Source organism: Lutimonas saemankumensis, from assembly GCF_020171465.1.
Classification (GTDB): domain Bacteria; phylum Bacteroidota; class Bacteroidia; order Flavobacteriales; family Flavobacteriaceae; genus Lutimonas; species Lutimonas saemankumensis.
In genome coordinates this window covers 445,930-472,037 of record NZ_JAIUZR010000003.1, presented here as the reverse complement: position 1 = coordinate 472,037, position 26,108 = coordinate 445,930, and the positions used below count along the sequence as shown (strand labels likewise).

At 38.1% G+C, this 26,108-nt stretch carries 21 protein-coding genes and 1 riboswitch; of the genes, 15 read left to right on the top strand and 6 right to left on the bottom strand.

Annotated elements, in window-relative coordinates:
- The first annotated feature begins 187 nt into the window (after window positions 1-187).
- From ppdK to LCM02_RS03545, 6 genes are all read left to right on the top strand, one after another.
- Entirely contained in the window at window positions 188-2,914 is a 2,727-nt protein-coding gene (gene ppdK / locus LCM02_RS03570) for a pyruvate, phosphate dikinase (protein WP_224926952.1), read from the top strand.
- Between the two features lie 161 nt (window positions 2,915-3,075).
- On the top strand, window positions 3,076-3,855 hold the full coding sequence (locus tag LCM02_RS03565; protein WP_224926951.1) for a Rossmann-like and DUF2520 domain-containing protein: 780 nt from the start codon (window positions 3,076-3,078) through the stop codon (window positions 3,853-3,855).
- Window positions 3,839-4,366, top strand: a complete 528-nt coding sequence (locus LCM02_RS03560) for a KdsC family phosphatase (RefSeq protein ID WP_224926950.1) — start codon at window positions 3,839-3,841, stop codon at window positions 4,364-4,366. Before LCM02_RS03565 ends, LCM02_RS03560 begins: the two co-directional genes overlap by 17 nt.
- A 3-nt stretch (window positions 4,367-4,369) precedes the next feature.
- Window positions 4,370-5,302 carry a YihY/virulence factor BrkB family protein gene (locus LCM02_RS03555; RefSeq protein ID WP_224926949.1) on the top strand — a complete coding sequence of 311 codons (933 nt, stop codon included), beginning with the start codon at window positions 4,370-4,372 and terminating at the stop codon, window positions 5,300-5,302.
- Window positions 5,299-5,736, top strand: a complete 438-nt coding sequence (locus tag LCM02_RS03550) for a DUF2147 domain-containing protein (protein WP_224926948.1) — start codon at window positions 5,299-5,301, stop codon at window positions 5,734-5,736. Before LCM02_RS03555 ends, LCM02_RS03550 begins: the two co-directional genes overlap by 4 nt.
- A complete protein-coding gene (locus tag LCM02_RS03545) occupies window positions 5,729-6,172 on the top strand; it encodes a DUF2147 domain-containing protein (RefSeq protein ID WP_224926947.1) in 444 nt (147 codons plus the stop codon). The genes LCM02_RS03550 and LCM02_RS03545 overlap by 8 nt, the downstream gene beginning before the upstream one ends.
- Before the next feature lie 25 nt (window positions 6,173-6,197).
- Here LCM02_RS03545 and LCM02_RS03540 read toward each other — a convergent pair whose 3' ends face one another.
- The 3 genes from LCM02_RS03540 to LCM02_RS03530 are packed head-to-tail and all read right to left on the bottom strand — an operon-like array spanning window position 6,198 to window position 9,547.
- Complete coding sequence (locus tag LCM02_RS03540; RefSeq protein WP_224926946.1) at window positions 6,198-6,632, bottom strand: hypothetical protein; 435 nt, start codon at window positions 6,630-6,632, stop codon at window positions 6,198-6,200.
- 29 nt (window positions 6,633-6,661) lie between these two features.
- A complete protein-coding gene (locus tag LCM02_RS03535) occupies window positions 6,662-7,720 on the bottom strand; it encodes a YncE family protein (RefSeq protein ID WP_224926945.1) in 1,059 nt (352 codons plus the stop codon).
- Window positions 7,721-7,726: 6 nt separating this feature from the next.
- Window positions 7,727-9,547, bottom strand: a complete 1,821-nt coding sequence (locus LCM02_RS03530; RefSeq protein ID WP_224926944.1) for a TonB-dependent receptor plug domain-containing protein — start codon at window positions 9,545-9,547, stop codon at window positions 7,727-7,729.
- A gap of 24 nt (window positions 9,548-9,571) precedes the next feature.
- Window positions 9,572-9,768: riboswitch (cobalamin riboswitch) on the bottom strand.
- 101 nt (window positions 9,769-9,869) lie between these two features.
- Here LCM02_RS03530 and LCM02_RS03525 point away from each other — a divergent pair.
- From LCM02_RS03525 to LCM02_RS03495, 7 genes are all read left to right on the top strand, one after another.
- On the top strand, window positions 9,870-11,018 hold the full coding sequence (locus LCM02_RS03525) for an ABC transporter substrate-binding protein (protein ID WP_224926943.1): 1,149 nt from the start codon (window positions 9,870-9,872) through the stop codon (window positions 11,016-11,018).
- Window positions 11,019-11,120: 102 nt separating this feature from the next.
- Window positions 11,121-12,101, top strand: coding sequence for a FecCD family ABC transporter permease (locus LCM02_RS03520; RefSeq protein ID WP_224926942.1), 981 nt, complete (start codon window positions 11,121-11,123; stop codon window positions 12,099-12,101).
- A gap of 1 nt (window position 12,102) precedes the next feature.
- On the top strand, window positions 12,103-12,894 hold the full coding sequence (locus tag LCM02_RS03515; protein ID WP_224926941.1) for an ABC transporter ATP-binding protein: 792 nt from the start codon (window positions 12,103-12,105) through the stop codon (window positions 12,892-12,894).
- A 39-nt stretch (window positions 12,895-12,933) separates the two neighbouring features.
- On the top strand, window positions 12,934-13,941 hold the full coding sequence (locus LCM02_RS03510) for a M28 family peptidase (protein WP_224926940.1): 1,008 nt from the start codon (window positions 12,934-12,936) through the stop codon (window positions 13,939-13,941).
- A 14-nt stretch (window positions 13,942-13,955) separates the two neighbouring features.
- Window positions 13,956-15,038 carry an exonuclease domain-containing protein gene (locus LCM02_RS03505; protein WP_224926939.1) on the top strand — a complete coding sequence of 361 codons (1,083 nt, stop codon included), beginning with the start codon at window positions 13,956-13,958 and terminating at the stop codon, window positions 15,036-15,038.
- Window positions 15,039-15,118: 80 nt separating this feature from the next.
- Window positions 15,119-17,098, top strand: a complete 1,980-nt coding sequence (locus LCM02_RS03500) for a DUF3857 domain-containing protein (RefSeq protein ID WP_224926938.1) — start codon at window positions 15,119-15,121, stop codon at window positions 17,096-17,098.
- Complete coding sequence (locus LCM02_RS03495) at window positions 17,095-17,919, top strand: ion transporter (protein WP_224926937.1); 825 nt, start codon at window positions 17,095-17,097, stop codon at window positions 17,917-17,919. Before LCM02_RS03500 ends, LCM02_RS03495 begins: the two co-directional genes overlap by 4 nt.
- Before the next feature lie 2 nt (window positions 17,920-17,921).
- Here the strand turns inward: LCM02_RS03495 and LCM02_RS03490 are convergent, their stop codons facing one another.
- Window positions 17,922-20,447 (bottom strand): hypothetical protein, encoded by a 2,526-nt coding sequence (locus tag LCM02_RS03490; protein ID WP_224926936.1) that lies wholly within the window; start codon window positions 20,445-20,447, stop codon window positions 17,922-17,924.
- Between the two features lie 157 nt (window positions 20,448-20,604).
- On the opposite strand from LCM02_RS03490, the gene miaA reads away from it, so the two are divergent.
- The gene (gene miaA / locus LCM02_RS03485; RefSeq protein ID WP_224926935.1) at window positions 20,605-21,516 is read left to right on the top strand and encodes a tRNA (adenosine(37)-N6)-dimethylallyltransferase MiaA; all 912 of its coding nucleotides are present in this window, start codon (window positions 20,605-20,607) and stop codon (window positions 21,514-21,516) included.
- A gap of 70 nt (window positions 21,517-21,586) precedes the next feature.
- Window positions 21,587-23,230 (top strand): AMP-binding protein, encoded by a 1,644-nt coding sequence (locus tag LCM02_RS03480; RefSeq protein WP_224926934.1) that lies wholly within the window; start codon window positions 21,587-21,589, stop codon window positions 23,228-23,230.
- 50 nt (window positions 23,231-23,280) lie between these two features.
- On the opposite strand, the gene LCM02_RS03475 is transcribed toward LCM02_RS03480, so the two are convergent.
- Window positions 23,281-24,540 (bottom strand): D-alanyl-D-alanine carboxypeptidase/D-alanyl-D-alanine-endopeptidase, encoded by a 1,260-nt coding sequence (locus LCM02_RS03475; protein WP_224926933.1) that lies wholly within the window; start codon window positions 24,538-24,540, stop codon window positions 23,281-23,283.
- The gene (locus tag LCM02_RS03470; protein WP_224926932.1) at window positions 24,527-25,954 is read right to left on the bottom strand and encodes an ATP-dependent DNA helicase; all 1,428 of its coding nucleotides are present in this window, start codon (window positions 25,952-25,954) and stop codon (window positions 24,527-24,529) included. The genes LCM02_RS03475 and LCM02_RS03470 overlap by 14 nt, the downstream gene beginning before the upstream one ends.
- Between the last annotated feature and the right edge of the window lie 154 nt (window positions 25,955-26,108).

Sequence of the window (26,108 nt, the reverse complement as noted above, 5' to 3'; positions counted from 1 at the left end):
AACATTTTAAAGAACAGGGCTTTCAATTGATCACTACAAGATACAACCTTATTTTTTTAAATATCCTTTTAAATATTATGTAACATTTCTTACAGAGCTTACACTGTATGACTTATGTCATGCTTCGCACCGTATTTCATTGCTAATTTTGTAACTCAATTAATAAGTAATCAAAAACAAAAATATAATGGAGACAGCACAAGATCTGAAAATGAACGTGTATAAGTTCGGAAACAAAACTGCTGACGGTAACAGTAAACTAAGAAATCTTTTAGGAGGAAAAGGAGCGAACCTTGCCGAAATGAGTTGGCTGGGAATTCCTGTTCCGGCAGGTTTTACGATAACTACTGAAGTATGTACCAAGTACAACGAATATGGCGAGGAAGAAACAATAGCCATGATCAAGCCAGAGGTTGAAGAAGCCATTAAAAACATTGAAGAGATCATGGGATCTACCTTCGGAGACAAGGAAAACCCGTTGTTGATCTCAGTGCGTTCAGGTGCCCGTGTATCTATGCCCGGGATGATGGACACGGTGCTTAACCTGGGGTTGAATGATGAAGTTGTCCTGGGACTTGCTGCCAAAACAAACAATGAGCGATTCGCATGGGATTCATACAGAAGATTTATACAGATGTACGGTGGTGTGGTTTTAGGTATGAAACCAGAATCTAAAGATGATATTGATCCTTTCGAGGAGATCATGGAACATCTAAAAGAAAAAAGACATATTGAACTTGACACAGAATTCACGGTTCAGGATCTTCAGGACCTGGTATACGATTTTAAGGATGCTGTCAAAAAAAGAACAGGACATGACTTCCCTACGGACCCATGGGATCAGCTTTGGGGCGCCGTGATTGCTGTATTCAATAGCTGGAACGGAGACAGAGCCGTTTATTACAGAAAAATGCATAATTATCCTGCAGACTGGGGTACTGCTGTAAATGTACAGGCCATGGTTTATGGTAATATGGGTGAGAATTCAGGTACGGGAGTATGTTTTACAAGAGACGCCGGTACGGGTGAAAACGTGTTCAATGGTGAGTATCTTATTGACGCCCAGGGTGAAGACGTGGTTGCAGGTGTAAGAACTCCTTTGCAAATTACAAAACTTGGATCTGAAAGATGGGCGGAACTGGCTAAGGTGGATGAAGAAGAAAGAATTGCCAGTTATCCTTCTCTTGAGGAGAAAATGCCTGAGATCTTTAAAGAACTTGACGCTTATCAGGACAAACTTGAAAAGCATTACCGTGACATGCAGGATATGGAGTTTACCATTCAGGAAGGAAAATTATGGATTCTGCAGACTCGAAACGGTAAGCGTACAGGTGCCGCGATGGTAAAGATCGCCATTGACCTGCTTAAAAGTAAAATGATCGATGAAAAAGAAGCTTTATTACTATTAGAACCTAACAAACTCGATGAATTACTTCATCCTGTGTTTGATCCTAAGGCCTTGAAAAGAGCTCATGTTATTGCTCAGGGCTTACCAGCCTCACCAGGTGCGGCAACGGGACAACTTGTATTCTTCGCTGACGAAGCCGGAAAATACAAAAACAGTATCCTTTGTAGAATTGAGACTTCTCCTGAAGATCTCGAAGGAATGAACATTGCCAAAGGTATCTTAACGGCAAGAGGCGGTATGACATCACACGCTGCTGTTGTTGCAAGAGGTATGGGTAAATGTTGTGTTTCAGGTGCCGGTGCCCTTAAAATAAACTACAAAGGAAGGTCTTTGCGTGTTGGGGATAAAGTATATCATGAAGGTGACTGGATCTCATTGAACGGATCTACCGGTAACATTATAGAGGGGAAAGTTGCTACGGTTGAACCTGAACTAAGCGGAGAATTCGCTGAAATCATGGACTTGACAAATAAATACTCCAAATTGAAAGTCAGAACCAATGCGGATACACCAAAAGATGCTATCGTGGCCAAAAACTTTGGAGCTCAGGGAATTGGTCTTACCAGAACAGAGCACATGTTCTTTGAAGTAGACAGAATTAGAGCCATGAGAGAAATGATCCTGGCTGAAACTGTAAAAGGTAGAAAGCACGCCCTTGAAGAACTTCTTCCAATGCAAAGAAAAGATTTTGAGGGTATTTTTGAAGCTATGGAGGGATTACCGGTAACAATCAGACTACTGGATCCACCACTTCATGAATTCGTTCCTCATCAACTGGCAACTCAAAAAGAATTAGCTGAAGATATGCATATCTCATTGCAGGCGGTTAAAAATAAAGTTGCTGATTTAAGTGAGTTCAATCCAATGCTTGGTCACAGAGGTTGTAGATTGGGTAATACCTATCCTGAAATAACTGAAATGCAGACCAGAGCCATTATCGAGGCCGCTTTAAACCTAAAAGAAAAAGGTATCGAAGCAAAACCTGAGATCATGATTCCTTTAGTTGGAACCTATGCCGAATTTTTAGAGCAGGAGAGGATCATCAGAGGTACGGCTCAACAAGTATTCGATGAGCGTAACGATTCAATTGAATTCATGGTAGGAACCATGATGGAGATCCCAAGAGCAACACTCATTGCTGATAAGATTGCCGAACGGGCAGATTTCTTCTCATTCGGAACCAATGACCTGACACAAATGACCTATGGTTATTCAAGAGATGATGCCGGAAAATTCTTGCCGATATATCTCGATAAAGGAATCCTCACATCAGATCCTTTTGAAATATTGGATCAGGAAGGTGTTGGACAACTGGTAGAAATAGGAACAGAAAGAGGAAGAAAAACAAAACCAAATTTAAAAGTTGGTATTTGTGGTGAGCACGGTGGTGAACCAAACTCTGTTGAATTCTGCTACAACACTGATCTGGATTATGTAAGTTGTTCTCCATTTAGAGTACCAATTGCGCGTTTATCTGCGGCTCAGGCCCAGATCAAGGCTTCTTGATATTATTTTTGTTAGAGTTAATTGTGAAAAGGGGCAAATTTTGTCCCTTTTTACTTTTATACAGAAGTAAAAATCTAAACAGATGCTACTTTAAAAGGATCTCGCTAAAAACGAGGATAAAAATTCTTTTTATTTAAACCATTGCTCTGTATATTCGCTATATGATCAAGGTAGTTTTAATCGGTTCAGGAAATTTGGCTTCTCACCTATCTCGGGCTTTGATTGAGTCTCCTAAAGCGGACTGCGTTCAACGTATTAGCAGAAACCATACCAACAAAAGTTATTTTGACCCTTCCATACCGGTAATAAGTGAATTATCAGACCTTGTCGATGCTGATATCTATGTATTGGCCGTGAACGATGATTCCATAGCAAAGCTTTCAAAAAACCTTAAACATCTGAGGGGCTTAGTGGTTCATACTTCAGGAACTGTGGCAATGAGCGCTCTTGATCCGAGTTTACGCAGAGGAGTTCTGTATCCGGCACAATCTTTTAGTCTTGAAAAGAAAATTGATTTTAAAAAAGTCCCTCTTGTCTTGGAAACAGAAAATGAGAATGATTATAAATTATTATCTGACCTGGCATCTGAATTGAGTGACATAATATATAAACTGGACTCTGAAGGAAGGCAAAAACTACACGTTGCGGCTGTTTTTGCGAATAACTTTAGTAATTACATGTTTTCCTGTGCAGAGGAATTATGCAAAGAAGCTGGAATCTCATTTGATATCCTAAAACCAATGATACTTGAGACCGCTATTAAGGTTCAGGGTTTATCTCCGATTGAGTCACAAACGGGACCGGCAAAAAGAAACGATCAGCAAACCATAAAAAGACATATTGAACAATTAGAAGGTGATAAGAAATTGATCTATAAAAACATTACTGATTCAATTATCAAATCCTTTAAAATAAAAGAAGAAAATGGGAAAAAATTATAAAGAGCTAATGCCTTCAATAACAACATTTATATTTGATGTTGACGGAGTTCTGACAGATGGTACGGTAACCGTTTTTCCAAACGGAGAATTAATAAGGTCGATGAATATCAAAGACGGTTACGCCCTTAAAACAGCGGTTCAGGAGGGCTTTAATGTTTGTATCATCTCTGGTGGAACAAATGAGGCAGTTAAATCGAGATTAAGGGGTCTCGGTATTACAGACATCTATCTTGGAGCCCATAATAAAACGGAACAGCTGGATGAATACCTTGATATATATGATATTAATCCGGAAAATGTACTTTACATGGGAGATGATATACCCGATATTCCGGTCATGAAACTTTGCGGATTACCTGCCTGTCCTAAAGATGCTGTTCCTGAGGTACAAAGAATCTCCGGTTATATTTCACAAAAAAGAGGTGGAAAAGGTTGTGTTCGTGATGTCATTGAACAAGTATTAAAAGTCCAGGATAAATGGCACAATCATTTTGATGCAAAACTTGACTAAAAAATGATGAGCGGATTTAGAAAACGGCGTGATCTTCCCATACTCGACTGGATCGTCAAGACCTTGAAAAAGATTAAGATTCCGGGAATGGAAGGAATGGATCTTTACGACCTTCTTGAGATGTATGTTGCGGGAATCGTTAAAGGGGCCCTGACTTCAAGAGCAGGAAGTATTGCCTTCAGCTTTTTTATCGCTTTATTTCCATTTGCACTTTTTGTATTGACCCTGATCCCCTTTGTTCCCATTGAAGGGTTCCAAGATGATTTCATGTCCCTGGTCTTTGCGGTGATGCCATCAAAAGATGCAAGTGATGCCGTGGCTCATGTTCTAAATGACATCGCAACCAATAAATATGGGGAACTACTCTCCTTTGGTTTTATTTTATCTATTTTTTTAATGACCAACGGCGTTAACGCAGTATTGAGTGGCTTTGAATATACCTATCATCAAATTCAGACGCGTACCGTTATTCGTCAATACATGGTTTCCCTGGGAATTTCATTGGTACTTTCATTTCTGCTTTTAGTTACTGTTGGAGTGATCATTTTAATAGAATTCTTTATCAAGTCTCTCAATGAACAAGGTGTGGTCAGTGATACCAATTTCTGGTTGAGCTCATTGCAGTTCATCATCCTTGTGGGTATGCTCTTTGTGGGTATTTCCCTCCTCTACTATTTTGGAACCAGGGAAGGAAGACACAGTCCTTTTTTTTCTCCTGGAACCATTCTCACCATCGTATTATTTCTGATTAATTTTAAGATCTTTCAGGTTTATATTGAAAAGTTTGGTCAGTACAATCAGATTTATGGCTCTATAGGTACCGTTCTGGTCATCATGCTTTTTATTTGGCTAAATTCTATTATATTGCTGCTCGGATTCGAACTGAATGCAAGTTTGTTAAAACTGCATCATAAAAATTTAGAAGTAAAGCAATGAGAAAAGTAATTTATGTATGTATGATTTTTGCCCTGATTTCATTTTCTTCAAGGGCACAGGGCGTATTGGGGAAATGGCATAGTATCGATCCCGATACGGGGGCCAAAGAGTCTGTAATTCAAGTTTATAAGGAAGGAAATAAACTCTATGGCAAGATCATTGAAATTTTAAATGAAGAGGACAAAGATAAAACCTGTACAGAATGCACGGGTAAGGATAAAAATGTTCCGATTCAAGGTCTGGTGATTGTCAGAGGACTTAGTGAAGAAGGTGACGAGTGGACCGGTGGAAAAGTGTTGGACCCAAAAAATGGGAAGCTCTACAAATGTTATATTTCCCTCGAATCTGAGGATAAGTTAAAACTAAGAGGTTATATTGGATTTTCATTAATTGGCAGAACAGAATATTGGTATCGGGTTAAATCTGATGAATAAATATTTAGGTCTCTTAGTGATTCTATTTTGTTGCCAGTTTACCTTTGCCCAGGATGTGACCGGCAAATGGAAGACCTATGATATATTTGATAAGAATAGAGCTGAGTCAATCGTTTTTATAAGTGTCGTCAACAATTCTCTCTACGTTATCATCGATGAAATCATACCCGAGGACCACAGAAACGATCTCTGCACAAAATGTACAGATGATAGAAAAAATAAACCTATCAAGGGAATGGTCATACTGGAGGGGGCAAAGTTGAAAGATGGCGTATGGCAGGGGGCGAAAATTCTAAATGCTAAAAATGGTAAAGAATACGGGTGTGAAATAAGCCTTTATGGGCCAGATCTTCTAAAAGTAAGAGGGTTTGTAGGGTATCGAATATTTGGTAAAAATCTTTACTGGACACGTGTTAAAGAGAATGATAACGAATAATCACCAAATAAACGACAATCAGGGTCTACCTGAAGATGTATCTAACATTCATCCCAAAATTCCCATAAACAAAATCCATTTTCTCCAATACAATAATGGCGGGCCTGTAATCGAGACTCAGTGATACAGGTGTTCTCGGAAAACTATACTCTATACCAACTTCTCCCATAACTCCAAGTTTGAATTCTGAGGCAAACAAAGTTGAAAGCCCGACACCTGCGTAATAATGCAGGTCCGGACTTCTAAATATGGATTCAACAGCAAAATCATAAAGGGCATCAACTCCTATGTTATCTCCGAAGGATACTGTCGTGTGAATTCTTTTATCTTTTATCGGAATTGTCGCATCCAGGGCGATATTATTTCCGTACATATCTCCAAATCTGACTCCAATTTCCTGTGCAGACAAAAAAGGGCTGGTAAAAACCAGGAAGATTATCAGATATAATGATCTTTGCATATTCAGGTACTTAGTATAAATAAGCTAAATTAAGGAATTACAACCTGACCCGGTACGATACCTGTCACAATTGTTTCCAAACTGGTCCCTGATTTTATATCAAAAACTTTTAAATCGCCTTCGCTTGCGTAATTCTTAGCATCCGTGGCATATAAAAGGCCTCCCTCAACCAGCATTGAATAGAAAAAGCCATCGAGACCATCAACGGCCTCAGCAGGCAATTCAGCAGCATCTTCATCCATAAGATAAACTTGCCCATCCAGGGAATAAAACAGTTCACCCAGTTCTGAATTCAAAAGTGACGGATGCTGTACAGTTTCAAACTCCATTGAAGTTAGGGTGTAATCCGATGGATCAATTTTATTCAAAGATCCGGCCGTTTCATTTCCTGTATACTCCGGGTTACCGGAGCATAACACCCATAGATATCCTTTGCTATCCGTAACAATAGACTCCGGAACGTCACCTACTTCGATATTTTCTAAAACACTGTTGTCTGATGTGTCGATTGCCACCACCTTGTTGTTGGTTCCGTAGCCTCCCTGAAGGCAAACAAACAATTTGTTTCCTGAGACAATCATATGCTCAGGTCCCTCTCCAACTGAAATTTTATCCAGAACTGAATTAGATTCAAGACTTACCACTGTGATAAAATCATCAGTCGAATCAAAAGGGTCGCCCCAGTTGGAAATAAATCCTTTCCCGTTCCCTGCTGCAAAATGCCTTGGATTATTTATATCCTCACCGTCAATTACAGCTTCTTTCTCCATCGTATAACGGTTAACAACAACTACCCTACTGGAATTATTGACCACAATATACGCCTTATCCCCTTCTATGTACATCGAATTTACAATGTTTCCAAGATCTTCGCCGTTAACATTTTTATATACATTCTGGCTTACGGCTCCATCATTCCCTACAAATGTCAGGGTTCCGCTACCATTTTGAAACGGCCCTTCATTGCTTACAAAGTAACCGTTTTCATAATCTCCCTTAGGTTCATCCGGAGTATCATTATCGTCAGAACATGAGCTGAACACAATTGTCAGTGACAATAAGGCGAATAAATAGTTAATTTTTTTCATTTTGATTTATAGTTTAAAATTAATTTGAATTACATAATTTCTACCAGGCATGGGCCTGTAAGCGACAGATTGATAATTTGTATCAAACAGGTTGTTTATTTTGAATTGTACAGCAAGCATATCCTTTAAGAATAACCTGTTAAACGAGACATTGGATAAAAAATAATCATCCAGGCTCTGACTGTTGTTTGTTGTAATAAAGACTTCCCCAACATATTGCAAATGATAATTGAATCGCCACTTTTTCCAGCTGTAATCGATCAGGCCGGCAGCTTTATGTTCAGGAACATAAATAAGGTTCTTATCCAGTTCCTTATCCTTAGCAAGGGTATAATCATAAGTAAGCTTAAAATTCAGGCTGTGATCCTTAAATGATTTACTATACCCCATAGTCGTTTCAAAACCCCTGTTTGAAGCCTTACTGACATTCTCTGGACGCCAAAAATCCTGAGTAACTGGCCTCCATTGTATAAGGTCTTCACTGTTAATAACATAGAAAGTACCGCTTAGAGTAAACCCTTTACTTGAGAAATCTAAACCAGCTTCGGCAGATGAGCTGAATTCTGGTTTTAGATCCGGATTTCCTCCTGGTTCCCAATAAAGATCATTAAAAGTTGGAAGTCGATAATTTGTTGAAAGAGCAGCTCTTACAGAAAATTTTTCAGATAATCCATAACGGGCATCTAATGAATAGATAACCGGAATAGAATAAGCAGAAGAGGCCCCGGCGCGCAAACTTACATTGTACTGGAATCGTTCCCAGGGCTCATGATGCATAAGAACATAGGCCGTAAAATCATCTCGGCTCGCATCATCAATATTACTTCCGTCGCCTTTTGCATTTTCAAATTCAACCCCTCCTTTTAAAAAAAGGCTGTTTGTAAAGAAGTAACTGAGGTCATACTTTGCAATAAACCTGTTACTTGAACCAACAGATTCGTTGGAGGGTCTATTTTTATCGAATAAATATGTAAATTCTTCATGAAGTAAAGCCGTCTTAAATGAAGAAGTAAATCGATTTCCGACATATATCCAGTCAAGCAAAAATCTCTGATCCGTGTTTTTCAGTTTGCTATTACTCTCAGTGGTAAGAGTTCTGGATAACTCCCTGTCATTTTCAAAAAAAGCTGAATGCAATTTAATGGAATGCATTTCATTTAACTTAAACCCAAATGTGGCATTCAGGTTGTAATTCTCAAAGGCCCCGTTTTCATTTCTGAGATCTGATTCAGGATAAGGATAGTCATTTTGGGAATATTGCAGTCCTCCTGATACTTTTGCATAAAAACGGTCGGTTGAAAACGTACCAGTGGCTTGTCCGAAATAAGTATCAAAACTCCCCGCACCCAGCAGAACCTTTAAATCTTTTTTATCGTAAAAGCTAACCTGATCCTTGAGGTTTACGGCTCCTCCAATGGCCCCATTTCCCAAAAGAACACTTCCTCCGCCTTTTCTCACCTCTAATTCGTCAAAACCGTTGGCTTGAATCGTGTTAAAATCAGTTTGACCGTTTAAAGCAGAATTTATTCCGATACCGTTCCAAAAAACACCGGTTTGAGATGCACTGGTTCCTCGAAGCGAAATTGAGGAAACCATTCCGTAACCATTTTGCTTAAAATAGAAATTAGCCTGCTCCTGTAAAAGTTCTCCGAGGCTTGAATATGAATTTTTTAAAATTGAATCGGAAATAACCTTTACCTCATAGCCACTGTTGACCACTGGCGAAAAATTTCCTCGCAGTACAATTTCATCAAGTTGATTGATACTGTCAGTCTGGGCCTGAATCGTCCCAAAACAGATAAATAAAAGAAGAATAAATTTTTTCATGCCAATAGTCTTTCTTCCGAAAACTTTGCTTCTACACAATTGGCAGGTTTCCTGGCTTGCGTCTTGTTGTTGGCCTTCCCTTCATAACTGAAAGTGGCTTTTTTCTAACAACAAGCACCGAACAAATCGGCTAAGCTTACAGTTGCGGAGACAGCTCTCGATTTTAACGAGATTCCCGTTTTTCTTCCCATTCTCTGGGACCAAATTGCGAGACAAATGTAGTTGCTTTCGAACTGTTAAAAAAATATTTTGAATGGTTTTATTGGAATTTGTTGTAAACTTGCTTTTCCAATTCAAAAACACTTCCTGAAGTCTGAAGTTCATGAAAAATACATCTAATAATCTCAATTTACTGCTCATCTTTTTTCTCTGCTTTTTCATACATTCATGTGATCAAACGGGGCCAAAAGAAAAAACTTCAGCCTCTCCCCCAGTAAATAAAAAGATTGTTAAATACGCCAGAGGCTTTGATATTCAAGATCTTAATGGCTATAAAAAACTGATTATAAAATCTCCCTATCCCGACGCAGAGCAGTACCAGGAATTTATTTTGATTGCTGATAAAAAAATGGATTTTGACGGAGGTTTCAAAATCAATGTTCCAGTAGAGAAAATTATAGCAACTTCCACGACTCATATCCCTATGATTGAAATTCTTGGTGAGGCTGAGAGCCTGATGGGATTTCCCGGCACATCATATATTTCTTCTGAAAAAACAGTATCAAGATTAGAAAAGGGACTTGTCAAAGAACTGGGAAATGAGCAGGATTTTAATACCGAGGTGCTTCTCAGTTTACAGCCTGATGTATTAATAGCGTTTTCCATGGGTAAATCGAATAAATTATATCGCAATATTGAAAAAAATGGTATCCCGGTAATTTTTAATGGAGACTGGCTTGAGGACTCGCCACTTGGCCGGGCCGAATGGATCAAGTTTTTTGGCGCCCTCTATGATAAGGAAAAGGAAGCGGACAGCATTTTTAATACCATTGAAAAGGATTATCTGCAGGCAATAGAGATTGCCAAAGGAGCTCAGAAGTCTCCAACTGTCATTTCCGGGGTCCTGTTCAAGGACAAATGGAATTTACCTGCAGGTGAAAGCTTTACGGCTAAATTGTTCCAAGACGCAAATACTGATTATCTCTGGAAAGAGTCAGAAGGCCAGGGAAGCCTGGTACTCAGTTTTGAAAGTGTTTTTAACAAGGGACGTGATGCAGATTACTGGATCGGGTCAGGTTATTATACGAACATGGAAGAATTGGTATCTGCCAATTCGCATTACCGGAAGTTTAACGCCTTTGAAACGGGGAACATTTATTCCTTTTCAAAACGCAGGGGACCCGGCGGAGGGGTGGAATATTTTGAATTTGGGCCGTTAAGACCTCACATTGTTTTAAAGGATTTAATTAAAGTGGTTCATCCCGAATTGCTACCGGATCACACCCCTTACTTTCTTCAAAAACTGGATTAAGGAATTGAATCGTATTAAAAAAATTATATTTATAGCAAATCGACAGTAAACTTGAAGAACAATTCAACATATAAAATTAGATTTCTGATATTCTTCTTATTGATGCTGTCGCTTTTTTTGCTCAATATAAGTCTGGGTTCCGTGGATATTCCACTTTCACAGGTTCTTAAAAGTTTGACCGGATCTTCGGATACAAGTGAAACCTGGAATTATATTATCCTGGATTACCGGTTGCCTAAAGCGATAACTGCGGTATTGGTAGGCTCAGGTTTGTCCATTTGCGGATTATTGATGCAGACCTTGTTCAGAAATCCTCTGGCAGGACCTTATGTCTTGGGAATCAGCTCTGGGGCAAGCCTGGGTGTGGCACTGCTGATTATGGGGTCTTCCATAGTTGGCGGGAGCATGAGAATTTTGGGTCAGTCACAGCTTTTTATATCGCTTGCGGCAAGCATTGGAGCTTTTTTAGTTTTATTTGCTGTTATGATTGTGTCAAGGCAAGTCAAAAACACCATGAGTATTCTTATTATCGGATTAATGTTTAGTAGTCTTACCTCTGCCATAATAAGCGTATTATCCTATTTTAGCAGTGCTGAAAACCTTCAGCAATATATGTTCTGGGGTTTTGGAAGTCTGGGTAACCTGACCTGGAACGAGGTTTTGATCTTTACCGGTATTTATCTGCTTGCCGGATTCATGCTGCTACCTGTTATTAAATCCTTGAACAGCCTGCTACTGGGTGAGAATTATGCCAAAAGTATCGGAATCAATATAAAAATGACAAAAAATTTGATTCTTATGGCTACAAGCCTTCTCGCGGGGGTCATAACAGCCTTTGCCGGACCAATCGCTTTTATAGGCCTTGCGGCTCCGCATATGACCAAACTTATCTTAAATACCTCTGAGCATAGAATAATTCTTCCTGCGGCTGCTCTTCTGGGAGCAAATATTATGCTGATCAGTGACACGGTGGCTCAGTTGCCAACAAGTGAATATACCCTTCCTATCAATGCGATAACGACCTTGTTTGGAGCCCCGATTGTGATTTGGCTATTACTCAGGAAAAAGAAAATGGTTTTGTAAGATGGCAGTAAAAGAATCATATAGTGTTTTAAAAACGATCGAATTAAGCATTGGCTACAACAGTAGAAAGAACGAAAAGCTAATTTCGACAAACCTGGACCTGACACTTAATAAAGGAGAACTCATTTGTCTTATTGGGAAAAATGGTATTGGAAAATCCACGCTGATAAGGACTTTGAGCAAAATGCAGCCTCGTTTGTCAGGTGAAATTCTGCTTAATAATATAAATATTGACACGTATTCAAGAATTGAACTCGCAAAAAATATCGGATTGGTATTAACTGAAAAAATCCCTGCCAGTAATCTTACTGTTTACGAACTTATCGCTTTAGGCAGACAGCCTTATACCAATTGGATCGGAAAACTGACCGATGAGGATATCAGCCAGATCAACAAGGCTTTGGAAAATTCTGATCTTGCAGGTCTTGCTCACGAAAGGTGTGACAAATTAAGTGATGGCCAATTACAGAGAGCCATGATTTGCAGGGCTCTCGCACAGAATACCGAAATCATTATTCTGGATGAACCTACCGCCCATCTTGACGTACAACATAAAATAGAGACCTTCAGGCTTCTGAAGAATATTGCCCACAAACTGGATCGGGCCATACTTATATCCACCCACGAAATTCAACTGGCCACTCAGATTTCGGATAAACTCTGGCTCATGACTGAAGATGGAATCATTCAAGGAAAACCTTCTAAATTAATTGAAAATGAGGATATTAATCTTCTTTTTGATAGTAAAAAAATCCATTTTGACAAAGAAACTAATCAGTTTATCATGAATTAGGGAAAATATATTTCTATTTTTGCGAAATAAACATGAATTATGCAAAAGATCGTAATCTGCTTACTTTTATTTGTTCTGGTTTCCTGTGGAGCCGGTAAAACAGAGGCTGAAAAAAGGGAATCTATAAAAGAAAAGTATGCAAGTGAAATCAAGACTGAAGATTTAAAAGAGCATTTGTATCTCTTATCCTCAGATATTCTTGAAGGTAGAAAAACAGGAGAGAAAAGGCAGAAAATGGCCGTAAATTACTTAACGGCTTTTTATGATCACAATGGCCTTCTCGCTCCAAATAGCTACCCGGAATACACCCAGGAAATAGAAAAGGATTTTTTTGACGGTAAATCTGAAGGGCCTTCTTCAAATGTACTCGCTTATATAGAAGGAAGCGAATTTCCGAATGAAGTCATTGTGATTACGGCTCATTATGATCATCTTGGAATGCGCAATGACGAAGTGTATAACGGAGCCGATGATAATGCCTCGGGGACCTCTGCGGTCATGGAACTCGCCCAGTCCTTTCAACTGGCAAAAAAACAAGGTAAAGGACCGAGACGCTCTATCTTGTTTTTACATCTTACCGGTGAGGAAATTGGCCTTTTCGGATCTCAATATTATATTGAAAACCCTGTTTTTTCTTTGGACAGTACCGTGGTAAACCTCAATATTGATATGATTGGCCGTGTTGACGATAAGCACATAAATCAAAGGGAATATATTTATCTAATTGGTTCTGACAGGCTTAGTAAAGACCTTCACAAACTGGCACAGGATACCAATAAGAAATACACCAAACTCAAACTGGACTATACCTATAATGAGTTTGATGACCCCAACAACTATTACGAAAGATCAGATCATTTCAATTTTGCCCAGATGAATATCCCTGTTATTTTCTTCTTCAACGGTAGCCATTCGGATTATCACAGGATAACGGATACTGCGGATAAGATCGACTTTGAGCTGTTGGCCCTCAGAACCAAATATATCTTTTATACGGCATGGGAAATTGCCAACAGGGATAAAAGGATTGAAGCCGACAAGAAATAGAACAGTTTTTGAAGATGGATTTTGCAATTATAGATGTAGAGACGACGGGAGGAAAATTCAATGAAGAAGGAATTACAGAGATCGCAATTCATCGATTTGATGGCATTGATATTACAGATACTTTTATCAGTTTGATCAACCCTGAAAGAGAAATTCAGCCTTTTGTGGCAAATCTTACAGGTATAAACAATAAAATGCTCCGAAATGCCCCAAAATTTTACGAAATAGCCAAGAGGTTGATTGAAATTCTGGAAGGCTGTATACTTGTGGCCCACAATAGCAGTTTTGATTACAGGGTGATTCGAAATGAATTTTCCAGACTCGGATATGATTTTGAGATGCCAACGCTTTGTACCGTTGAACTCAGTAAAAAACTAATTCCGGACCTGGAATCTTATAGCCTTGGCAAATTATGCAGAACGATAGGAATACCCGTAAGTGACAGGCATCGGGCCAATGGAGACGCCCTGGCGACCTTGAAACTTTTTGAAATTCTGCTTCAGAAAGACAGAGAAAAGCTCATTGTTAAAAAAACAATAAAAGAGGGAAATCAAAGAGATCTCTCTGAAAAGCAATTGAAATTGCTGGAGGGGATACCTTCTTCCTCTGGATTATTCTTTTTTCACAAATACAATGGAGAAGTTTTTTACGTGGGAAAAGGAAAAAATATCCAAAGTTCGGTTAATCATTTATTTTTAAAAACTTCGAATCGATCCAGGTCCATGGTCAGGGAATTGAGCTCGGTAACTTTTGAACTTACAGGAAGCGATCTTTTGACCCGGCTCAAATTCGAAGAGGCCTTATCACAGCATAGGCCAAGATTTAACCGAACTAAAAAAATTGATTATAAATGGGTTTCTTTCAATCATGAAAACATGATATTGATTGATAAGGGCCGAAATGAAGGAGAAAAATCAATTGTTTTAATTGAAAACAATCAATATCAAGGATATGCCTATGCCGAACTCAGGCACCAGTTTAATAATTTGACCGTCTTGAAACAACTGATAATCAGCAGTAAAAAATCTGCGGTTCACAATGCAATTGTAAAAAAATACCTCGCTTCGAATCGGGTGGAACAAATCATTCGTTTCTGAACAATTCTCTTGGCTTTTAAGATACTTTTAACGACTTTTAATCGTTCCATTTTTTAATCAAACTTTAAAATCCAAAATTGTTGAAAAAGCTATCAATCCTTGTCTTGTTGGTAATTTTACAAAATGCCCAAGCACAAAAACAAACTAACCTACCCTATGAATTCGGAAAAGCCAAACCAGAAGAAATATCTATGAAGGAATACCTACGGGATCCTTCTGCAAATGCCTTGGTTCTCTATGAACACAGCAATGTAAGTTTTCATGGAGATGGTTCTTACAACCATTATTTTGTCAATACCATTTACAAAAGAATTAAAATTTTTAATGAGAAAGGTTATGATCATGGCACTGTAAAGATCTATTTGTATAAAAGTAGTTCAGGTGACAAAGAACGATTAAAAAATCTAAAGGCGATTACTTACAATGCTCCTTACGAAAAAACAGTTTTAGAGCCTGAGCAAATCTTTGAAAAAAGTTATAATGACCTATATGATGAGGTAACTTTCACCTTCCCAAATCTTAAGCCAGGAAGTGTGATTGAATACCAATATGACATAAAATCTGAATTCTATTACAATTTGGTAGGCTGGAATTTTCAATCTGATATCCCCAAGGTTTATAGTCAATTTCATGCGATAATTCCGGGATTCTGGAATTATAACCGACATCTGAACGGATCCTTAAGGCTTACTGAAAATAAATCGGAAGTAATAAACCATTGTTATGAAATAAGAGGAGCAAAAGCAAGTTGCGAGAATTTAACCTATACAATGACCAATATACCGGCATTTAAACTGGAAGAAAAGTACAGTACGGCAAAAAAGAACCACATTGCCAAGATCGAATTTGAGCTATCTCGTGTGAATCGCCCAGACGGAAGTATAAAGGAATACACCACCACCTGGTCGGAAGCAGACAAAGTTCTTAAGGAGGAACAAAGTGTTGGAAAACAATTAAAACTGCAGAGTAGCTTTAAAAAGCTAATCCCTAAAGAAATTCTGAAAATTAAAGACGATAATGACCGGGCCATGGTGGTATTTTACCACATCCAGGACCATTTTAGCTTAAATAGTGATTCCAGGAACCCTTATTCTGATGTGAGGGTAAAAAAAGCCTATGAGGAAAAGGCAGGTTCGGTAGCCGAAATCAACCTGGCTTTGGTCAATGCCTTAAAGGCAGCCGGGCTGAAGTCCCACCCTATGCTTATTTCAACAAGAGATAATGGAGTTCCAACCAAGCAACATCCTGTTTTGAATGACTTTAATTATGCCTTGGCAGTGGTTGAAATCAATGAAAATAAGATTTTACTTGATGCCTCTGATAAATATGTCACCTTTGGGCAGACACCGTTTAAAACATTAAACGGCGTTGGGCGTGTTCTCGATTTTGAAAATGGAAGTTACTGGCTGACGACCAACCCTAAGGTGGAATCAATGGAACTTCGTGAAATTAAACTGAAAATGGATGAAGAAGGGTTACTCTCCGGCGAGGTAACCATTAAAAGTAAAGGATACGATGCTTCCTACAGAAGACAAAGGGCCGCAGAAGTTCCACAAGATGATCTGCTCGAATTCCTTGGGTATGAGGATTCGGATATATTTATTGACAAATACCGAAATCAAAACCTTTCAAATCTTGATTCCATCTTTGTTGAGAAATTTGAAATTGAGGCAGAGATGAATCAAAATATTGGCGAGGAAACCTTCCTGAACCCCTTTTTATACAGATATGAAAATAATCCCTTCCAACTGGAAAATAGGAACTATCCTGTAAATTTTGGCTATAAATTAAATGATGTTACCAAAACATCCATTCGATTACCAGAAGGATACGTTGTAAAATCCATGCCTAAGGAAGTTATAAAGAGGCTGCCGAACAATGGTGGATTCTATAAAGCGGTTTTTTCCCAGAAGGAAAATGAAATTCTAATTTATTCAAATCTTCAGCTTAATTATCCCGTATATAATGCTGAAAAATACAAGTATCTAAAGGAAATGTTTAAGGAAATAATTAAAACTAATAATAGTTTAATATCTTTAACCAAAACTTCCGGTTCTTGAAAAAAAACCAGACAACAAATAATTGGAGAGACAAGTGGCATGAAATAATCTATGAGGCGGATTCCCGTGCTGGTAAATATTTTGACCTTATCCTCATTGTTGCCATTATTTTCAGTATCATTCTTGTGATGCTTGAAAGTGTCAAGGAATTGGATGCTAAGTATCATCAATTCTTTGACATTTCAGAATGGGTGATTACCATTTTGTTCACCATTGAATACATTTTGAGAATCATTACGGTAAAAAAACCAAGGTCTTACATTTTAAGCTTTTACGGGATCATTGATTTATTGTCGACCATTCCAAAATATATATCCCTGTTTTTAGGAGGAGCCCATGCCCTTGTTGCATTAAGAGCGTTGAGGCTGTTGCGTATTTTCAGGATCCTGAAACTCGTCCGATTTGTGGGAGCTACTCAAAATCTTGGAAAGGCCCTTATAGCCTCTCGTTACAAAATATTCGTATTTATTTCAGCGGTACTGATCATCTGTGTTATCATCGGTACTTTAATGTATCTGATTGAAGGTGATACGAGTGGATTTACCAGTATTCCCAGAAGTATTTATTGGGCAATTGTTACGCTAACCACAGTTGGATATGGTGATATTGCACCTCAGACAGCTTTCGGACAATTAATGGCCAGCCTTGTCATGATTTTAGGTTACGGAATCATAGCAATTCCGACAGGTATCGTTAGTGTTGAAATGGTTAGAGGAAAAGGTGAAACTATTGATATGAACACGAATTCCTGCACTTCCTGCTCTGCCGATAATCATAAAGATGACGCCAAATATTGTTACAAATGCGGAGAGGAATTATAAACCTAGTGTTTATATATTTTTTTTCTTCTAACAGTTTGATCCTGGCCAATGATCTGAAGATATAAAACTTCCCCTTTTTTTGATTTGGAATTTGCTACTTCAAATGATCTTTTATTCGGATGATGTTTTAATAGTTCTCTGCCCTGAATATCATACATCAAGAAAGTTTGAACTTGAATGGGTGATTCTATGCTAAATATATCCCCTTCATTGTAAATATAGATTTCGTTTTCTTCCATTGTTTCTATAGGGACAACGATTGGTTGCGATTTCAGACTTATACTAAATCTCCCGGGAAAAGAACCTGATTCCTTCTGACTAAAAACGTAATCTCCTTCCTTCAAATTATGACTTAAACCTAAGTAATGATCCGTAAGGATTATTTCTGCTCTTTTGAGCTTTCCCTCTGTATTACCAATACTTATGGTGTAATTTCTGTTTTCAACCCTGGTGTCAAAGCCTAATTGTACCACTTTGCCCGAACTAAAAGTTTCAAACCCCTGTATAGCAAGTTTATGATCATCAAGAGTGGAATAAAATCCAATTTTATTGGCCTTTTGATTCTTTATAGCATCAAAACCCCTGTCAAATTCAGAAGTTGCCCCTTCTACAAAACCGATGAGCAATTGGTTAAAGCCCCCTTGGTCAGTGGTTAGGTTGAGCCATATCCGGTCTTTTTCTATTATTTTATTTCTATGTTTAACATTTCGCATTTTGAAAAACTGATCATTTTTGTTTTTCAATCTCATCGCATTGTTAAATTTTACTTCCCCGGACTTCATTGCCCTCACCAAAAAACCTTGACCGGAACCAATGTTGTTTGAAGGAACTGGCCCATTACCTACACCCGTTCCTCCCGTCCTATTGTAGGTAGCGTAATCATCAAATGAGTAATCACCGGTCTGTTCAGAAACTGGTGTAGAATGTGTCCATAAATAAATAACCGGGTCAATGATCGTACTATTTTGATCAAAAAACAGATCAATGTCTATAGCTGAGGGGTAGGGATTTCCAATCATATTAAAATCATTGTCCAAATCATCATCATCATTAAAGTGTATTTGTTCTATGATTACCCCGTTATTGGGTTGTCCCCTAAAACTTACCAAATGCCTGTTATCGGATGTATCGCTTGCTTCAGAAGCATATCCTCTTCCAGGTTTCATTTCACCAGCAGCAGGAACCCAAACATTCCAAAATGTTCCGTCGGGATCATTATCCGGATCTGAAGAAGTTGACCTGGATTGATCAAAATAATAAATTCTTCCTGGTCGAACTCCTGAAAAAACATCTTCAACTCTGGCAGCTGCTACTGAGGAGCTCCAATACGTAAAATCAAATTGACTGTTCAAACTTGTAGATCTCTCATATTTTATTATTTCTCCTGTAATTTCAGCCTCATCATCATACATCACAAGAGACATCTTGTCTCCTAGTTTGAAAGTACCTAAGGCCTCATCGATCCTTAGATCACCATACAAAATCACCGAACGTGTCTCAGAACTTCCTTGCACTGCACTCCTCAAATTCAATTCAGCATTCACAACTAAATTACAGGCCTCAATGTCACCATTATCTGTAATATATCTTCCATTAATGATGGCAGTTCTGGTTCTGTCCGGAATATCATTTTCAAGCCATTTTGATCCATCCCAGATAACTGGACCTTCCTGATAGACCCCAATATGAATATTCTGATTTGAAGAAGAATCATCTACCTCTTGAATACTTAGCTCAACCCAGTTGACCGGGTCAAAATCCTTGTGAGGAGATTCACTGGCACATGCTCCTTTGCTAAGGGATAATGACTGTCCCCAGAATTCATTTTGCTTTCCTATTAGGTCTATTCTGTTTTCAAAACAGTCTTTATCCTTACGGGTTGATATCAGGACGATATCATTTCCCTTTAAATCGAAGCTTTTGTAAACCTTTACCTCATTAGGAAGCAATTTGATTTCAACGTGCCTCCCTCTCTTCGGAGCATCAGTTAGTTTATCCTTTGATCCGTAATGGACCAGATAATAAGTTTTACCCTTAATATTCTTTTCTGACAAATTTTTTATTTCGATGAAATCCTGATTGTTATTTTCATAATATTGAGTAATCATGAGATCAGCAGGGTCAGGCTGATCAGTATCACTTCCACTAATATTGAAGGTATATGTCTTTTCTTTATTTTTCTTTTTAACAGTAATTGTTATTTGAGAGCTCACCAAACCCGTGTTAAAGGGTTGAAATTTTACAAGGAAACTTCCTTCTTCTTTTTTTTCCAGTTCGAAGAGATTATTAACAACAACAAATTCAGATGCACTCGAAGTAATACTAACAATTTCTATTTTTTCTTTCTTCTCCTCATTTTTTATTGTAAATACGTGATCCTCGAAGTTCCCCGGAGGTACGTTTATATATTTGGTTAGATCAGTGGTGGAAGGAAAATTGGATCCGTCAGTGGCAATTTCAATACCATTTCCTGTTAATTCAATCTTTTGAGACCAAACAAATGGAGTAACAAAGATTAAAAAAAACAATAAATAGAATTTTTTTAACATAATCTAAAACAATAATACACTTGATCTTAGTGATTATGAAACGTTTGATTAATTCAATTATTGCAATTTCCAAATAGTTCCGAATTCCTTAAATTCATGCCTAAATGGGATTATTTTCTCTATTTTTGATCCCAACATGAAAGGTAAATATCTCATCTCAATTGTAGGCCCTACAGGAATTGGAAAAACCAGGTTGAGCATTCTTTTGGCCCAAACTTTTCAAACAGAAATAATTTCTTGTGATTCGAGACAATTTTACAAAGAGATGACAATCGGAACCGCCGTCCCCACATTGGAAGAGCTACAAACGGTGAAACATCACTTCATTCAAAACAGATCCATTTTTGAAGACTACAGTGTTGGTGCCTTTGAGAGAGATGCATTACAAAAGCTGTCTCAACTATTTGACAAGTATGATGTGGTTATCATGGTGGGAGGTAGCGGACTTTATGTTGACGCCGTTACCAAGGGACTGGATGACTTTCCAGATACTGATCCCCGAATAAGATCAGACTTAAAAAAAAGATTAGAAAAAGAAGGCATCGAATCGCTTCAGAAAGACCTTAAAAAACTGGACCAAAAATCTTACGAACGAATCGATCTTGAGAACAAGCAAAGATTGATCCGCGCCCTGGAAGTGAGCATTGGTTCGGGAAAGCCCTATTCACATTATCTCGGTATCACCAAAAAACAAAGGCCTTTCACAAACATTAAAATTGGTCTTTCTGCAGACCGGGAATTAGTGTATGACAGAATAAATCAAAGAGTTGATATGATGATCCAGTCGGGATTGGTGGATGAAGCGCGAGATCTTTTCAAACACAAACATCTAAATGCCCTGCAGACCGTGGGCTACAGGGAATTGTTTGATCACTTTGATGGTAAAATCAGTTTGGATTTGGCTATAGAAGAAATTAAAAAAAACACAAGAAGGTTTGCTAAAAGACAAGGCACCTGGTTTAGAAGAGATAAAGAAATCACCTGGTTTGACTATAATTCAGATGTGAGTCAGATCATAGATTTTATATCAAATACAATTAATTCCTGATTAGTCCTGTTCCCAAGAAATCTTATGGATTTTTTCTATCTTGTAATCACAAAACCCGTATCGATCAACAATGAAACAATTTAAAACACCTCTTGAAGCTTTTCTTTATTGGGAAGAAGCGTGCCCGGATCAAATATTCTTAAAACAATTTCACAAAGGGAAAAAAGATACCTGGAGTTTTAAACAAAGTGGACAGGAAATCAGGAAGATGGCCGCCGCCATAGCTAAAAAGAATTTCCCCCCACAAAGTAATATTGCATTGTTATCACGTAACTGCGATTATTGGGTTTTAGCTGATCTCGCCATCATGATGAGTGGACATGTTTCGGTACCACTTTACCCTACACTGAACGAAGAGTCACTTCAACCAGTTGTTGAGCATAGTGAATCTAAAATGGTTATTATATGTAAGTTAGATGATTGGGATTCTCAAAAAGGCGCCTTTAAGAATATTCCTAAAATCAGTGTCGAGAAATATGGTATCATTGAAGAGGAAACCTGGGAATCCCTTACAGGCCTCAACGAACCCCTCAAAGATGTTCAACTGCCAAACCCAAAAGACTTGATTACGATCATTTATACTTCGGGGACCACAGGAAATCCAAAAGGAGTGATGCACAGTCATGAAAATTTTGCAAATGCGGCCTATAATTTATTCAGAACCCTATCGGTAGTTGAGCATCCAAGTTATTTCTCGTACTTACCTCTTTCACACATAGCAGAAAGAGTAGGGTTAGAAACTTCCGCCATTTATATGGGAGGTAATCTGTCCTTTCCGGATTCTTTAGAAACTTTTCCCCAGGACCTTGAAGCGACACAACCTGATTTGTTTTTTGCTGTCCCCAGGATCTATGCGAAATTCAGGGAAAAAATACTGGAAGGGCTTCCTCAGAAAAGGTTGAATGTCGTATTAAATATTCCAATTCTGAACAATGTACTTAAGAAGAAGATTAAATCAAAACTCGGGCTTTCCAAAGCAAAATATATAGCCTCAGGAGCCGCCCCATTGTCGGTAAATATCATGAAATGGTATAAAAAACTGGGGATTGAAATTATTCAGGCCTATGGCATGACTGAGGATTGTATAATTTCCCATTGCAACCTTCCCGGAAGAAACAAAATTGGAACCGTAGGAAAATTTACCCATGGTGCCCAGGCCAAATTATCTGAAATAGGAGAAATTTGTGTAAAAAACAACTCTCTGATGCTCGGATATTTCAAAAACCCTGAAGAAACTGCCAAGTCATTTGATAAGGATGGTTATTTAAGAACAGGTGACATTGGTGAATATGACCATGACGGATTCCTGACAATTACCGGCAGAGCGAAAGATCAATTTAAAACGGATAAAGGAAAATACATTTCCCCGGCTCCAATTGAACTGGAACTATCAAAGAATACAGATATTGGCCAGGTTTGTATTGTAGGCATGGGAATCCCACAGCCTATTATGCTGGTAATACCTTCTGAGCTAGGAAAAATAAAAAGTAAATCAGAGCTTAATGAAAGCTTACTTCAATCAATACTTGAAATCAACCCACAGCTTGAAAAGCATGAGAAAATTGAAAAGGCAGTCATCATGAAAGAAGACTGGTCTGTTGAAAATGGGCTTTTAACACCAACGCTGAAGATTAAAAGGACTCAGGTTGAAAAAATTCATTTACCCATGTACAGATCCTGGTTCGATGCAGAGGAAAGAATCATTTATGAATGATACCAAAATGGTCTTGCATTTTGCGCGAACTCATGATCTATTAACTTTTATCAATATTTCTCATAGAGGTGCTTAAAAAATGCAGACATCTCTTTTTTCCGGTTTGCAGAACTTCCCTTATAATGATTATTCATAAAACTGAATACCAAAACCTTACCTTTTCTGGTAGTTAAATAACCGGATAAAGAGTAATTGTTTGACAGAGTACCGGATTTAGCCCTGATATAACTTTGACCCGGAAAATCATTTTTTATGGTTCCCGATCTTCCACCCTCCGGGAAGTACAATGAAAGTTTATCTTCAGAGGTTTCACGATACAGTTTGTGCAAAACATATACAATGCTCTCCGGGCTAAACAAATTATACCTGGATAATCCCGAGCCATCCACCCATCGTGGCTGTTGAGGAATTTCATTCAGGTAGTTTTTCAAGACGTATTCAATGGCTGCCCTGGAATTGTATTTTAAAGAAGTTTCATATCCAATACGCAACAGCAATTGTTCGGCAATAAAATTATCTGATTCATACATCATTCGGCTGTATAAGGTGTCATTCGGAATTTCCTTCAACGAATTGTATTCGCGTCCCTTATCCTCTGGAATAAGTATAACTTTCTTATTCAATATCTCTCCCAGCATGTCAGCTGAAAGCTGCAGTGAAGTCTTAAACGGAATCAAACTCTTGAAATCTCCATGATCCGGAAAATAAAAATCATTGCTTTCAGAATCACGTGAAATTCTCTGCTGACCGGAGAAATTTAATTTTTCATTCAATAATTCAGGTACAACTTTTATCTCGGCACCTTTCCTTTCTACCGATAACAAGTTTGAATACATTGGAAAAATACTCCTTTCGGGCATGTAGGAATAAGAATAATCTTCCCATGACCATCCGGGCCCAAAAATGCGATCCTCGATTGAAATATCCGATAGGTAAAGCCTTTCCTCACTGCTATTCAAAAAGGATAAAGCCTTTTCATTTAATGAATCTACCAGAAACAAAGGATGACCGGTGCCTCTTAGAACAAGGGAATCATTGGTAATAGAATAATCAAAAGTAGGAATCGTATCCTTGATCGAGCTTAAGGCCGCGTATAAAGTAAAAATTTTAACATTAGATGCTGGTGTAAAATACTTTTTACCGTTATGGTTAATAATTATTTTACCACTTTCTGCTTCGGCAACGACAACACCCTGAAAAAAAGAATTGCCCTCATCAACCGAATCAAGTTGTTTATCAAGTTCTCTGGTAACCGAACAGCTGACAAAAACCAAAAGCGTAAGCGCCGTAAGATATTTAACAATTTTCAAAGTATGAATCCTTAAAACCAATTAAAAATAATTTTTTCTGTGCACGGGTCACGGCAGTATACAGCCATCTAAGGTACGAATTATCTTCTCCTTCAGGTAAATAGGGCTGCTCAACAAATACATTCTCCCACTGTCCTCCCTGTGTTTTGTGACAAGTGAGGGCATAGGAAAATTTAACCTGAAGAGCGTTAAAATATTTGTTTGACTTAATCATTTGTAACCTTTTATATTTTGATCTTTCCTGGGCATAGTCCTCAGCAACGGCCTGGAACAGTTTATTTCCTTCTTTCATGGTAAGAGAGGGGCTGTTACTATGCAAAGTATCCAGCAATAAAACGGCCTCAAAGGGAGGTTCATCTTCATAATCTACAAGACGGACCTTTACTTCTGCAAAACGGAAACCATAAAGATCTTTGAATCGAAAGATCTCGAGAACTTCACAAATATCTCCATTTGCTATAAAGCCTACCTTTGGTGCATCTTTCAACCAGAAATAATTATTCCTGACCACCATAACAAAATCTCCGGAAGCAAGTTCTCCGTCATAACCCAGTACGTTCTTTCTGATCTCCTGATTGTACAGATTAGCTCTCTTGTTGGATCTCACGATAAATACCGTTTTATCTAACCCCTCACTGTAGGCTGAAAAAATCGCATCCTGTATATCGTATCGATCCGTCAACCGCTCGACGTCATTAAAATTAAGATTGAATTTAAATTCATTAAGCTTATACTGAGAGGAAAAATCCCGAATTCTTGAAGCATTAAATAATATACCTGAGTCTTTGTGTTGTCTCATTACCTCATCAAGCTCAACGGTATGTACCTCCATACTGAATGCAGATTCCAGATGATCTTTATCAAGTGCCGGGCTTAAATCCATATTTACAGGAGGAAGCTGAGCCGTATCGCCCACTAAAATGAGTTTACAGTTTCTGCCCGAATAAACATAAGTCATTAAATCATGTAACAATGATCGGGTGCCAAACATAGTTCCATCCAAGCTTCCATCCGGTATCATTGATGACTCATCTACAACAAAAATTGTATTTCTGTGTTTGTTTTGCTGAAGTGTAAAATTCAGGCCGGCCCCGAGTTCATTTTTAGGATAATAGATCTTTTTATGAATGGTTAAGGAAGTTTTATTTGAATAAGAACTCATGACTTTTGCTGCCCTTCCTGTTGGAGCAAGCAGCACTGACTTAAAACCAGAAGAGTTAAGGTGATTAACCAGGGCGCTTATAACCGTTGTTTTTCCTGTGCCGGCGTATCCCTTGATCAGAAATAAACTGAAACGCTTTCCACTCAGGACAAAGTCTGAAAGATCCTTTAGTAAAAGGTTCTGCTTCATAGTTGGATCAAATCCAAATCCTTGAAGAAGATCTTTGTAAAGATTAATATTTGTTTTCTTCATTTCTCCTAGACGACTTTACTTCAGCCACTACAAACATAAATAGAATATACTAGAGATCATCAGTTAAGTGGTTTCATTTTATACATAAAAACATAAGTTCATATTAAGTTCTTAAAGCTAAATCTGACAACACTTTAAGAGCCCCGAAAACCTT

What these genes read in the sequence shown, in the direction of transcription:
- LCM02_RS03565 (WP_224926951.1), top strand. Translation starts at nt 3,076, where the DNA reads ATGATCAAGGTAGTTTTAATCGGTTCAGGAAATTTGGCTTCTCACCTA.
- LCM02_RS03555 (WP_224926949.1), top strand. Translation starts at nt 4,370, where the DNA reads ATGATGAGCGGATTTAGAAAACGGCGTGATCTTCCCATACTCGACTGG.
- LCM02_RS03535 (WP_224926945.1), bottom strand. Translation starts at nt 7,720, where the DNA reads ATGAAAAAAATTAACTATTTATTCGCCTTATTGTCACTGACAATTGTG.
- LCM02_RS03520 (WP_224926942.1), top strand. Translation starts at nt 11,121, where the DNA reads ATGCTGTCGCTTTTTTTGCTCAATATAAGTCTGGGTTCCGTGGATATT.
- LCM02_RS03470 (WP_224926932.1), bottom strand. Translation starts at nt 25,954, where the DNA reads ATGAAGAAAACAAATATTAATCTTTACAAAGATCTTCTTCAAGGATTT.
- LCM02_RS03505 (WP_224926939.1), top strand. Translation starts at nt 13,956, where the DNA reads ATGGATTTTGCAATTATAGATGTAGAGACGACGGGAGGAAAATTCAAT.
- LCM02_RS03515 (WP_224926941.1), top strand. Translation starts at nt 12,103, where the DNA reads ATGGCAGTAAAAGAATCATATAGTGTTTTAAAAACGATCGAATTAAGC.
- LCM02_RS03550 (WP_224926948.1), top strand. Translation starts at nt 5,299, where the DNA reads ATGAGAAAAGTAATTTATGTATGTATGATTTTTGCCCTGATTTCATTT.
- LCM02_RS03560 (WP_224926950.1), top strand. Translation starts at nt 3,839, where the DNA reads ATGGGAAAAAATTATAAAGAGCTAATGCCTTCAATAACAACATTTATA.
- ppdK (WP_224926952.1), top strand. Translation starts at nt 188, where the DNA reads ATGGAGACAGCACAAGATCTGAAAATGAACGTGTATAAGTTCGGAAAC.
- miaA (WP_224926935.1), top strand. Translation starts at nt 20,605, where the DNA reads ATGAAAGGTAAATATCTCATCTCAATTGTAGGCCCTACAGGAATTGGA.
- LCM02_RS03540 (WP_224926946.1), bottom strand. Translation starts at nt 6,632, where the DNA reads ATGCAAAGATCATTATATCTGATAATCTTCCTGGTTTTTACCAGCCCT.
- LCM02_RS03525 (WP_224926943.1), top strand. Translation starts at nt 9,870, where the DNA reads ATGAAAAATACATCTAATAATCTCAATTTACTGCTCATCTTTTTTCTC.
- LCM02_RS03480 (WP_224926934.1), top strand. Translation starts at nt 21,587, where the DNA reads ATGAAACAATTTAAAACACCTCTTGAAGCTTTTCTTTATTGGGAAGAA.
- LCM02_RS03545 (WP_224926947.1), top strand. Translation starts at nt 5,729, where the DNA reads ATGAATAAATATTTAGGTCTCTTAGTGATTCTATTTTGTTGCCAGTTT.
- LCM02_RS03510 (WP_224926940.1), top strand. Translation starts at nt 12,934, where the DNA reads ATGCAAAAGATCGTAATCTGCTTACTTTTATTTGTTCTGGTTTCCTGT.
- LCM02_RS03530 (WP_224926944.1), bottom strand. Translation starts at nt 9,547, where the DNA reads ATGAAAAAATTTATTCTTCTTTTATTTATCTGTTTTGGGACGATTCAG.